Source organism: Pelistega europaea, assembly GCF_013133775.1.
In the GTDB taxonomy this organism is placed as follows: domain Bacteria; phylum Pseudomonadota; class Gammaproteobacteria; order Burkholderiales; family Burkholderiaceae_B; genus Taylorella; species Taylorella europaea.
This window is the reverse complement of record NZ_JABGBO010000003.1, coordinates 23,707-36,403: the sequence shown is the minus strand read 5'-3', so window position 1 is coordinate 36,403 and position 12,697 is coordinate 23,707. Positions and strand designations below refer to the sequence as shown.

General features: G+C 41.9%; 6 protein-coding genes. All 6 read left to right on the top strand.

All coding sequences use genetic code 11. From position 1 onward, the window contains the following. Positions 1-37: 37 nt before the first annotated feature. The 6 genes from HKX40_RS03065 (at position 38) to HKX40_RS03040 (ending at position 12,674) form a co-directional block, all read left to right on the top strand. Positions 38-1,873 carry an autotransporter assembly complex protein TamA gene (locus HKX40_RS03065; RefSeq protein ID WP_171588103.1) on the top strand — a complete coding sequence of 612 codons (1,836 nt, stop codon included), beginning with the start codon at positions 38-40 and terminating at the stop codon, positions 1,871-1,873. Further along, positions 1,874-6,715, top strand: a complete 4,842-nt coding sequence (locus HKX40_RS03060; RefSeq protein WP_171588102.1) for a translocation/assembly module TamB domain-containing protein — start codon at positions 1,874-1,876, stop codon at positions 6,713-6,715. A 131-nt stretch (positions 6,716-6,846) separates the two neighbouring features. Next, the gene (gene dcd, locus HKX40_RS03055) at positions 6,847-7,410 is read left to right on the top strand and encodes a dCTP deaminase (protein ID WP_171588101.1); all 564 of its coding nucleotides are present in this window, start codon (positions 6,847-6,849) and stop codon (positions 7,408-7,410) included. A gap of 217 nt (positions 7,411-7,627) precedes the next feature. Further along, a complete protein-coding gene (locus HKX40_RS03050) occupies positions 7,628-9,889 on the top strand; it encodes an arginine/lysine/ornithine decarboxylase (RefSeq protein WP_171588100.1) in 2,262 nt (753 codons plus the stop codon). A 100-nt stretch (positions 9,890-9,989) separates the two neighbouring features. Beyond that, positions 9,990-11,354, top strand: a complete 1,365-nt coding sequence (locus tag HKX40_RS03045; RefSeq protein ID WP_343042948.1) for a BaiN/RdsA family NAD(P)/FAD-dependent oxidoreductase — start codon at positions 9,990-9,992, stop codon at positions 11,352-11,354. A gap of 249 nt (positions 11,355-11,603) precedes the next feature. After that, a complete protein-coding gene (locus HKX40_RS03040) occupies positions 11,604-12,674 on the top strand; it encodes an FUSC family protein (RefSeq protein ID WP_171588099.1) in 1,071 nt (356 codons plus the stop codon). Positions 12,675-12,697: the final 23 nt, after the last annotated feature.

Below are 12,697 nucleotides of genomic sequence, written 5' to 3'. Positions count from 1 at the left end.
GCTATTATTTAACCGTTTAGTGTATATATAATTTAGGATGAAATATTTTTACCCTATATGGCAAGTGGGATTATGTATTACTTTGGGTGTGGGGACTGCCTATGCGGCTGAGTCTTCAGCACAGTCATCATCGACAACAGTAAAGCGTAATAATGTCCCTGAAGTAATTATTGATCCAAGTGGACTGCCTCCGGATGTGTTGACTGCTGTACAAAAGGCTATCGCTGCAGTAGTGCGTCAAGCCGATGACCAAGATAGTGGTGAGGCTGATCGTATCCGTCGTAAAGGGCATGATGCCGTTCTATCTGCTTTAGCTACCAAAGGGTATTTTAGTCCTCATGTAAGGCTAGAGGTTGGTGAGGATATTGGTGGGGATACTTGGGAAATTTCTATTGATGCAGGGGCTATTTCAAAGGTGCGTACTGCCAATAATGTATTTGTAGGACGTATTGCTGATTCTGACTATGCCAATCGTGTCAAAGAATTGAAATCCTCATGGGGACTTCCAGAGGGCAAGGACTTTATCAATGAAAATTGGAGTTCTGCCAAGGCAGCTTTACTTGATAAAACACAAGAACAAGACTTTTTTCTTGCTCGTATGATTCGTTCCCAAGCGGTGGTGCATCCAGAGCAAGCACAAGTAGACACCATTACAATGATTGACAGTGGACCAGAAGTCACATTGGGGAAAATCGAAGTTTTGGGTCTTAAGCGTGTTCCTGAAAGTATTATTCATCGTTATGTACAGTATGAACCTGGTGAGCGTTATAGTCAGGCACAGCTAGACGAATGGCAAACTAAGTTGCAATCTACTAATTATTTCCGTGGTGTTTTTGTCAATCTTAAAGTTCCTCCTGGGGATGAAATATATGCTCAAAAAGATGCACAGCTGCCTGTGACTGTTAAGGTTACAGAAGCCCCCGCACGAGAAGTCACTGCCTCTTTGGGGGTGGATGATTCTGTTGGTGTGAGAGGTGAGGTCAAGTATTTACAACGCATTGTGGCAGGGCTGCCAGTGACAATGGAAACAGGTATTGGTGCCGATTTCAAAAACCAACGTGCTTATTTGGATTTTTACCTTCCTCCCAATAATAATGGTTCTATTGATAGCCTTGGTATCATGACCCGGCATACCGATATTGAAGGCGAGGAAGTTCTGCGTTATGGAGCAGGTTGGCGTAGACAGCGTGTGTTTAATTTTGATGCAAAAAGTCGTGTTGAGTATGAGAGTAGCTGGAGTTTAATGGCAAACTATGACTATGTAAAGCGTGACACTGACGAAGAAAAAACCAAATTTCACTTGCCTACACTTGTTGCAACCTATGATTTATTGCGTAGAGATGTTGATGATAAATATAATCCACGCTCCGGTAATTTGATTGCCATAGGTGGCGGTATTGGTCGAGACTTAAAAAATAAAGAATACTTTTCTCGAGCATCAGCTAGAGCTCAAGTGTGGATTCCTGTTGGTAAACGAGATGTGTTTACGGTACGGGCAGAAGTGGGTAAAGTCTGGGCAAAAGACAGCACCCTCATTCCTGATGACTTTGGCTATCGTACGGGTGGGGCCCGCACTATTCGTGGTTATAGATACTTTGGTATTGGTGAGAAAGTCGGTAAAGCTGTGATTGGTACGCGAGCTCTAGCAGTAGCAAGTATGGAATATATGCATTATTTCAATGATACTTTTGGTATGGGCCTTTTTGTAGATGTCGGTGATGCAGCACCTTCCTTCAAAGAGATGAAAATGCATGTCGGCTATGGAGTGGGTGCTCTTATTAAAACTCCTGCAGGTCCACTCAATCTTGATGTGGCTTATGGTCAACGAGACCGTAAAATCAGATTACACTTTTCCTTAGGTATGGCATTTTAGATGAAAATTTTTGCACGTCCGTTTCGTACATTAAGTTTATTATTGCTAGGTATTTTACTACTAGTGGTAGTTGGCTTTGCTTGGATTTTTAGTACACAGACAGGTACACGCACATTGATGACTAAAATCTTACCTATGGTAGGAGTCAAGGCTGAGGGTGTACAAGGCTCCTTGCTAGATGGTCTACATGTGGAGCATATAACTGTGACAACACCTGCAGCTAAAGTGGACATTCAATCTATTGATTTAGAAGTGCAGTGGCGGCGGTTATGGAATGCAACTGTGCTTGTTCGTAATTTTGCCGTTGGGGATGTGCATATAGATTTGTTAAATGCACCAGCACAGCCTGAGCAACAACAAGAGGCGGGGATACCAGCTCTGCCAGTTGATATTATTGTGGAGAAATTAGCATTAGCGAAATTAACACTCAATAATGCCGATGGAAAGGCAATACCTGTCAGTGTGCGTCGACTAAATGTGCAGCAGCTACAATGGGCAGCAAATAAAGCAGGGCTTGAGCTTAGGAATCTAGAAATTGACCATGCATTAGCAACAAGTGCTCTGAAAGGACAGGTCAAATTAGCTGATTTATCACAGGAAAACTTACCACTTACTCTAAATATTCAAGCTCAAGTAGATAGCCAAGACTTATCATCTCCTGTTTGCATAAGTTCAGCAATGAAGCAAGCATTGGAGCAAAATGAACAAGATTGTCATATTGATGTGAACTTGGCATTAGATGGTAGCCTACAGGATTTAGCTATGAAAATTACTGGGGAGGGTAAAGGTTTAGCATTAAACGGAACAGGGAAATTAAACCTTTTTGACCCTATCCCTTTAGTTTATTTAAAAGCAGATGTTGGGGTAGACAAAGGATTCAGTGCTACGATTGATGCCAAAACGCACACAGCTGTCAATAAAGAACAACAATTAGAGGCAGATATCTTACTTAAAGATATAGATTTGGGAGGTGTAGTCCCACAGTCCAGCATAGGGTCAACAATTCATATTGATGTTGGTACTGCGGAATCAAGTCAATGGAAAGCAGCGGATATTCGTTTTCAGTTATCTGATTCTAGTCGTTGGAATGGTATTCCATTAAAAGGTAATGGAGATATTAATGTTGATTTAACAGATGACGTTAGGGTTACATCAGATATTCAAGTAAATCAGGCAAACAATCAGTTAACAGCAAAAGGCAACTGGGGCAAAAAAGGTGATGTATTGACAATCCTCGCCAAGGTTCCTCAGCTAGCAAAACTTTATCCCACTATAGGTGAGAAGTTATCGCTAGAGGCCCAACTTTCTGGTGGTTTGCAAGAGCATCAACTTGCTGTTAAGGGTGATTATGCCAAAGGTGTAGGTAAAGCTCTAGGTGAAGCTCCTGTTGATGTCGATTTGCTTGTGCAGGGTAGTGCTAAAACAGAGGCAACGGTGTTGAACTGGGTGGGACAGGTGCAAAAATTGCAGCTCAATCATGCTGGCTATAAATTAGTGAATCAGCAAGCAGTTGCGATTGATGTATCTGCAACTGAGCCTTTGCAATGGTCTGTGGGAGAGGCGACATTAGTGCTTACGCAACCTAGTGGTGAATTGACAGAGTTTATTCATCAAGGCTCTAATCAACAAAATGGACAAGTCCAATCGCAAGGTAATATAAAGAATTTACCTATACAGCAAAGTAGCTTTGATATTGACTGGCATGTGACAAACCAGCCTACATGGAATGTGGCAGTTAATATGCTACGCATCAGTGGTGATGCAGATAAAATACAAAGTAATCCTCTGGCAAATATTCAGAGATTGGCCTTGACATTGACTCCTGTTGCTGAGGCTAATAATGTATATACCCTGCTTGCAAAAGGAGAGGGTGAACAGACACAGATAGATGGAGATATTTTATTAAATTTGAACAATCCTTTTGTGGTAGACAAAGCATTGCTAAATTTGGGCTTGTCTGATGGTACTTTGCTAAAAGCTGATGCTTCTATTCAAGACGATGTTGTTTATACAAAAAACTCGGCACAGACCAGCCCTAACGAGCAAGGGAATAGTCAAGAAATCAAGCAACAAACCCAGCAGAGTGGTTCACCAGCAGAAGAGTCAAAGAGTATTTCGACACCGTCAGGTAGTACTGTTACGCTAAAAAAACCGCATATTTCATTGAATCTTGTCATGAAGAATCTTGCTTTGGATAAATGGAGTTTAGGTGCTTTACCTCCTAATAAACTAAATGGTGAGATTCATGCCAATGCAGTATTAGGTACTAAGAATCTGCCCCAATATGCAGAAGTCAAGGCACAGTTTGCCGATGGTAGTACCTGGAATAAACAAAAGTTGAGTGGAGATGTTCATTGGTTACTGTCTTCCAATATAGACGATGAACAGGTGAGTCTATTAAATGCTTACCATCTTGAGAAAATCAATACTAATTTATCTATAGGGCAAAATCATATTGTTACACAAGGAGCTTTTGGACGAGTAGGTGATAAACTGACCTTGGATATTGTGTTGCCTCGCTTGGCTGAGCTTTATCCCGGCCTTACTGGAGGTACTTCTGTCAAAGGAAGTCTTCAAGATGGAGTGAATCAGCATAAAGTTGATTTGGCATTAATTTACGCATTGAAAGGGGCGTTACAACCTAAAAATCCTGATGTGATTACGACACATATTGTGGCAGAAGGAGGTTGGGGAACTCAGCAAGCTAATAAGGTTCCATCAAGTTTGCAAACTAACGAGAAAGTGGTAGTGCCCGATGTCTTGGAAGTAACAACGGCAGATCAATCATCCACATCAGAAGGTTCTTCTGCATCAACATCTTCTAGTAAGGATACGGCAGCTGAAGGTTGGTCAGGGACTATTCAAACACTTTCTGCTGGTTATCAACAATACAGTATTGAGCAAAAACAAGCCATGTCACTCAAAGTGATTCCAAGTGGAGAAAAAGGTTTTCCTGAGTGGAATGTTGGTGCTTCTATATTGCAGCTGAATATCCCTGGCAAGCAGACGCTAATGTTGCAACAACTCGGCTCTACAGGAAAACGTGGTGCATGGACAACTAAAGGCAATATTCGTCATTTTGTTATTAATAAAAAACTCTTAGACGAAGTGTATCGCCTTACTGGACAGACTAGAGAACAGGCACAGGATATTGTGGTTCGTAGTAAAACACCAACTGCGTCTTCTGATTTGGTATTAGATATAGATTGGGACATCAGCTTTGACAGAGCACTAAAAGGGCAAGCAAATATTACTCGTCGCTCTGGAGATTTGGCACTTCCTTTGGCAAAACCATTGCCTATGGATATTAAGAATTTGGCATTAAAGTTAGGTTTTACTCCAACACAAGGAACCCATAGTGTGCTAAATGCCCAGCTTTTATTAGATACTGCAGCTAAAGGCAATGCCAAAGTTGAAGTTCAATCAGATTTTAATGGGCTTGAACCCAATCTGAAAGGAGGAACTAAATTAAAAGCTGTAGGCGGTATTAAAGATATTGCGTGGGCATCTGTGTTTACCAATGATTTGTTAAGTCTTGGTGGTGCAGTGAGTTTTGATGCTCAATTATCTTCAACACCATCAGGTAAGTGGCATTCATCTGGTTTTATCAATGGAGAGAATTTACGCATTGTTGAGGTTGAGAATGGTGTTCGTTTGTTAAATGGTACGCTTAAAGCAAGTTTTAATGATATGAAAGCTCGCATTGAGACATTACATTTCCCTGCGGTAATCCGTGTTGAGCCTAAAGAGTGGCGTACACGCCAATGGATAGCAGAGAATCCTCCAGCACAACATGGTAGTTTAGATATTACAGGGGATTGGGATTTAGAAAAGGCCAGAGGTAGTGTCAAGACAGTGCTAGATCACTATCCTATTGTTCAGCGAGCAGATCGTTTTGCTATGCTGAGTGGTGAAATCCGGATGGAAGCACACATGCCAAAGATTAATTTAACAGGCAAGGTGACAGCAGATGCAGGTTGGGCGAGTATTGATATTAAAGATACTGTGCCCACTGTAGATGGTGATGTAATTGTTCTTAAACCAGGACAAACAACGATACAGTCTCAAGGAAATGCATCTGAGGATTTAAACATGAATTTAACCGTTGATTTAGGTCCACGTTTCTATTTAGTGGGTATGGGACTTAACTCGGGTCTGGTTGGTTCTATCACATTAGTGCAGGAAAAAGGACGATTAACTGCGGAGGGGCAGTTTAGAACTCGTGGTGGTGCGATTGAAGCCTATGGTCAACGGTTGCAAATTGCACGAGGTGAAATTGCGTTTGGCGGTAATATTACTAATCCTAGTCTTAATATTGAGGCACTTCGTCGAGGTCTAGAGGTTGAAGCCGGTCTGCGAGTCATCGGTACAGCAAAACGTCCTAAAATTACACTGGTGTCTTATCCTGATGTAAGTGATGTCGAGAAACTTTCTTGGCTTATTATGGGAAGAGGTCCTGATAGTAGTAGTGCAGATTTGGCATTGCTGCTCTCTGTAGGTGGTTCACTTCTCACAGACAGTGATTCAGAGCCATTTTATCGTAAAGTTGGTCTAGATGAGGTCGGGGTGAAAGCTGGTAGTGTGGGTGAGTCAGATAATATTCTTCCTAAGCGCACCGTGGCAGATAGTTCTGCATACCGTGGTTATGAGGAGGCCAGCCAACTTCTTTATGCTACGAAAAAATTTGGTAATGATTGGCGTGTAAGTGTTGAACAGGCATTGTCTGGTAGTGGTACCGTAATTCGTGGCAGTTATAAATTGATGAAGCACTTCACTGTTGATGCTAAAGCAGGTACTGTAAATGGTATTGAGTTATTGTACAAGCGAGTATTCAAAGATTAGTTTGACTTCCCTGCGTGTACTAATAGGTTTGGAGTGTAATCAAAAAGATAATCCTACTAAGCCAGTATTACACAGCATGAAATAACTGCGTTAAAATAAAACACTTTATCTAATTAACAGAGGGCTTAAGAATGAGCATAAAAAACGATCGTTGGATTCGTGAGCAGGCGGCTAAAGGTATGATTGAGCCTTTTGAGCCAGGGCAAATTCGCACGGTTAATGACCAAAAAATCGTTAGCTATGGTACTAGTAGCTACGGTTATGATGTCCGTTGTGCGAGAGAATTTAAGATTTTCACAAATATTAATTCAACGATTGTAGACCCCAAGAAATTCGATGAAAAGTCATTTATTGATTTTGAAGGGGATGTGTGCATTATTCCACCTAACTCTTTCGCTTTGGCACGCACTGTGGAGTATTTCCGTATTCCACGTGATGTATTGACAATTTGTCTTGGTAAAAGTACTTATGCTCGTTGCGGTATTATTGTTAATGTGACCCCTTTAGAGCCAGAGTGGGAAGGGCACGTAACTTTAGAGTTTTCTAATACAACACCATTACCTGCCAAGATTTACGCCAATGAGGGGTGTGCTCAATTTTTATTCCTAGGTGGTAATGAAATATGTGAAACCTCTTACAAAGACCGTGGCGGTAAGTATCAAGGTCAGCGGGGGGTGACTTTACCTCGTACTTGATGAAAAACTGTTTGTCCGTCAAATGATTGTCATGAGATGGTGAAATAATGAGTAGTACATCATTTTTTAAGTATTAGAGGTGATTTTTACTAGTGCAGAACAGATTGATTTTGTACTTCTATCTGAATAGTATCAAAAACGGTGTTTAGACAAAGACACCGACTTTAAAGTAGGCAACACTGGCTTAAAGTGTTGCTTCTTCTTTTGGAGGATTTTCATGAAATTCCGTTTTCCCATCGTTATTATTGATGAAGATTATCGCGCAGATAGTGCTTCTGGTTTAGGTATTCGTGCTTTGGCAGATGCGATTAAAGATGAAGGAATGGACGTATTAGCCGTGACGAGTTATGGGGATTTAAGTTCTTTTGCTCAACAACAGAGTCGTGCAAGTGCATTTATTTTGTCGATTGATGATGATGAGTTTGATGTGGATTCTCCAGAAGATGTGGCACAGGCGATTAAGAACTTGCGTCAGTTCGTAGGAGAGTTGCGTTTTCGTAATGCGGATATTCCGATTTATTTGTACGGAGAGACACGTACTTCACAGCATATTCCCAACGATATTCTGCGTGAGCTGCATGGGTTCATCCATATGTTTGAGGATACCCCTGAGTTTGTGGCTCGTCATATTATCCGAGAAGCAAAAAGCTATTTAGATACATTGGCACCTCCTTTTTTCCGTGAGTTAGTGAAATATGCTCAAGACGGCTCTTATTCTTGGCACTGTCCTGGGCATTCAGGTGGTGTGGCATTTTTAAAGAGTCCTGTAGGGCAGATGTTTCACCAGTTCTTTGGCGAGAATATGCTGCGTGCGGACGTATGTAATGCAGTAGAAGAGCTAGGTCAGTTATTGGATCATACAGGCCCTGTAGCAGAATCAGAGCGTAATGCAGCACGTATTTTTCATGCGGATCACTGTTATTTTGTGACCAATGGTACATCGACTTCTAATAAGATTGTGTGGCATGCTAATGTGGCAGCTGGTGATGTAGTAGTGGTGGATCGTAATTGTCATAAGTCTATCTTACATGCTATTACGATGATTGGTGCTATTCCTGTTTTCTTGCGTCCTACACGGAATAATTTGGGTATTATTGGACCGATTCCTTTAGAAGAGTTTGATCCTGAAAATATTCGCAAAAAAATTGAGGCAAATCCATTTGCACGTGAGGCAGTCAATAAAAATCCACGTATTTTAACCTTGACACAAAGTACTTATGATGGTGTGATTTATAACGTGGAAATGATTAAAGAAAAACTAGGAAGTACAGTAGATACCTTGCATTTTGATGAGGCGTGGTTGCCTCATGCGGCTTTCCACGAGTTTTATACCAATATGCATGCGATTGGAGAGGGGCGACCTCGCCATCAAGATTCTGTGGTGTTTGCAACGCACTCAACGCATAAATTGTTGGCAGGTATTTCGCAAGCTTCACAAATTATTGTGCAAGAATCTGAAAATCGTAAGCTAGATCGAAATGTGTTTAATGAAGCCTTTTTAATGCATACGTCAACATCACCGCAGTACGCCATTATTGCCTCTTGTGATGTAGCAGCGGCGATGATGGAGCCCCCAGGAGGGACTGCTCTTGTTGAGGAAAGTATTCGCGAAGCGATGGATTTCCGACGTGCTATGCGTAAGGTAGCCTCTGAGTATGGACGTGATGACTGGTGGTTTAAGGTTTGGGGACCTAGTCGCCTACCTACAGAGGATATTGGTGTTCAGGAAGATTGGATTTTAGGCTCTGATGAGGAGTGGCACGGATTTGGGTCATTAGCAGAAGGATTTAATATGCTAGATCCTATTAAAGTGACCATTATTACTCCGGGATTGGATGTGACTGGTACGTTTGCTGAGCGTGGTATTCCTGCTTCCTTGGTCAGCAAGTATTTAGCAGAGCATGGTATTGTGGTAGAGAAGACAGGGTTGTATTCTTTCTTCATCATGTTTACCATTGGAATTACCAAAGGTCGTTGGAATACCTTGTTAACGTCTTTACAACAATTCAAAGATGATTATGATCGTAATCAGCCTTTATGGCGTGTGATGCCTGATTTTTGCAAAGTATACCCTCAATATGAACGCATGGGATTAGCTGACTTATGTCAAATGGTACACAAGGCTTATCATGAACACGATTTTGCTCGCTTAACTACAGAGGTGTACTTAAGTGATATGGAACCAGCCTTAAAACCATCAGATGCTTTTAATCGCATGGCACACCGTGAGATTGAGCGTGTAGGTATTGATGATTTAGAGGGGAGAGTGACTGGCGTATTGTTAACACCTTACCCCCCTGGTATTCCTCTATTAATTCCAGGTGAGCGTTTTAATAAAAAAATCGTGCAATATCTTCAGTTTGCTCGTGAATTCAATAAGCAATTCCCTGGTTTTGAAACCTTTATTCATGGTTTAGGTTCTGAAGTTTTGCCTGATGGTACGACACGTTTTTATGTGGATTGTTTGATGGATGAATGATAGGTGCGTTTGGCAATAGTGTATCTACTGGTAGTGAAGCGTGTATTTCCCTTGATATTTAAGGTAGAGGATTTGTAGGGTTTAGGCAGAGGATTGGTAGGTGAAGAAAAAGGGTTATATTGATGTTGCGATTATTGGGGCGGGTGCTGCAGGCATGATGTGTGCCGCACAAGCTGCCGCACAAGGACTTGATGTACACCTTTTTGATCATGCGAGTAAACTGGCTGAAAAAATCCGTATCAGTGGAGGAGGGCGTTGCAACTTCACCAATCGTGGAGCGACATGGGAAAACTATGTTTCACAAAATCCGCGCTTTGCACGTTATGCCTTGATGCACTATACCCCAGGAGATTTTCTGGCATTGTTGGGGCGTCACGGTGTAGCTTGGCATGAAAAACATCGTGGACAGCTCTTCTGCGATGATAGTAGCCAAGAGATTATTCGCGTATTAGAGGCGGAGTGTCGACAAGCGGGTGTGCATTGGCATATGCCTTGCACGGTTGAGGAAGTAAGTCTTTTATCTGATAAATTTAATTGTGCAGCAGATGGTATCAGTGGTTTAAGTGTGGCTGTTGAGGAGGCTAAAAAAGATGCTGCTAAAAATAATGACGGCAGTACTCATGATGATGTTATTAGTGCCACAAGTAGTGTTTCTAACGATGAGCAACAGTTTTCTCGGAATGCTTTTTGTTTAAACACGTCTGCAGGTACTTTTATTGCCAAACAATTAGTGATTGCGACGGGTGGCATGGCAGCACCTGCGATTGGTGCTACGGATTTCGGCTTACGCATAGCACGTCAATTTGGACTTAAAACAATAGAACCTCGTCCTGCTTTAGTACCCCTTGAGTTTAATGGAGTAGAGTGGGCGGATTATGTGGCATTAGCAGGTATTGCTTTAGAAGCTCGTATTGCAAATGGAGAGGGGAAAAAAGCGGTTTATTTTGACGAAGATATTTTGTTCACTCATAAGGGTTTGTCGGGGCCAGGGATTTTACAGATTTCTTCTTACTGGGATGGGCAGTCTCCCTTGTATATTGACCTGTGTCCTAGCCATGATTTAGAAACGATTTTACTAGCAGAGAAGCAAGGTAATAAACAGCAATTAGGAACAGTGCTTAGTCAATATCTTCCTAAGCGATTGGCACAGCATATGATTGCCCGACAAGGACTATCTGAGGATAAACGCTTAGCAGAATATGCAGATAAGGTTTTGCGTCAATTAGCACAGTCCATTAAAGCATGGAAAATCACCCCCAAAGGGACAGCTGGCTATAAAAAAGCTGAAGCGATGCGTGGTGGCGTGGATACCGCAGAATTAGATCAAAAAACCATGATGAGCAAGAAAGTTCCCGGACTGTATTTTATTGGTGAAGTGGTGGATGTCACTGGTTGGTTGGGCGGGTATAACTTTCAGTGGGCATGGTCAAGTGCAGTGGTATGTGCTGAGGCTCTGAGAAAATAACGTTGGGGGATGGGTTTTTTTCATACCCATCATACGAGTGATATTGAATATTAAGAAGGGGGTGTATCCCCTTTAATCGTAGCTCTGATTGTTGAACCTCTATCATTTTCATAAGGTTATAGGGGGTGTAAATGAGTTTGGTCGGGTACTGGAGTGGTATAGAGTTAAGCAGATTTTGTGTGAAAGATAGTACGAAATAACCCTTTAGCATGGTGTACTAGAGAAGTTTTAATAGGGAAAATAGTAGTAATGAATCGACTTATTCAACTGATTAAGCAAGAATGGAAATATTTTTGGCAATTAAATCCTCATCATCGTCCGTGGAGCTTACCAGTAGCGTCTACGATTGCGAGTGGCATTCCATTGCTAATTGGTGCCTATTTTGGACATATGGGGTATGGATTGACCTCTAGTTTGGGAGGGATGGCCTTTCTTTATTTGCCAAATACTTCTTTGCTACATCGTATGGTATCTCTGATGACAGCCTGTACAGCAATGGCAGCCTGCTTTTTTTGCGGATTAGTGTTGCATTTCTATCCACTATTTTTTGTGCCAGGGATTACCTTGCTTGCCATAGGCATTACGATGCTATGCCGTAGTTTGCGAGTACAGCCTCCCGGATCACTCTTTTTCCTGATGGCAGCGATGATTGCAGTTTATATGCCACATACGGTAGAGCAAGTTCCTCTGTATCTAGGCTTGCTAACAGCAGGAGGCTTGTGGGCGTGTGTGGTTGGTCTTGGTTATAGCCTATTTCGACTATGGAGAGGGGCGGGGTACGATGCTATGCCAGATATTGAACGTGATTTTAAATTGGTAGTGGTGGATTCACTGATTATTGGGATATTTATTGGCATTGCTGCATTAGTAGCACAACTGAGTGGATTACCGCGTCCTTATTGGGTTCCCGTAGCATGTATTGCAGTTATTCAAGGGATTAACTTTAGAGCAGTTTGGAGCAAACAGTTGCATCGTATCGCAGGGACATTAGGAGGTATGGTGCTATCTTTTTACCTCCTTTCGTTACCATTGAATGCATGGGGAATTTGTCTAGTGATGATGAGTCTTAGTTTTATTATTGAGTCTCTGGTGGCTAGACATTATGCGGCTGCAGTGATTTTTATTACCCCGTTGACAATTTTTCTTGCGGAAGCGGGTGCGGGGATGGATGCTCCAGTGCGTGAAATTATTGAGGCAAGGGTAGTTGATACCGTGGTAGGAAGTGTGATTGGTTTTATTGGTGGATGGTGCTTACATCAGTTGAATTTACGCGATAAATTGGCAGATTGGCTGCATGGCTGGAGGAAAGGGCAAGTATAGAATTGTGTGCCAAAATTCGTTAG

Excerpts from the sequence above, each read along its gene's own strand:
- HKX40_RS03065 (WP_171588103.1), top strand. The coding sequence starts at position 38 with ATGAAATATTTTTACCCTATATGGCAAGTGGGATTATGTATTACTTTG.
- HKX40_RS03060 (WP_171588102.1), top strand. The coding sequence starts at position 1,874 with ATGAAAATTTTTGCACGTCCGTTTCGTACATTAAGTTTATTATTGCTA.
- dcd (WP_171588101.1), top strand. The coding sequence starts at position 6,847 with ATGAGCATAAAAAACGATCGTTGGATTCGTGAGCAGGCGGCTAAAGGT.
- HKX40_RS03050 (WP_171588100.1), top strand. The coding sequence starts at position 7,628 with ATGAAATTCCGTTTTCCCATCGTTATTATTGATGAAGATTATCGCGCA.
- HKX40_RS03040 (WP_171588099.1), top strand. The coding sequence starts at position 11,604 with ATGAATCGACTTATTCAACTGATTAAGCAAGAATGGAAATATTTTTGG.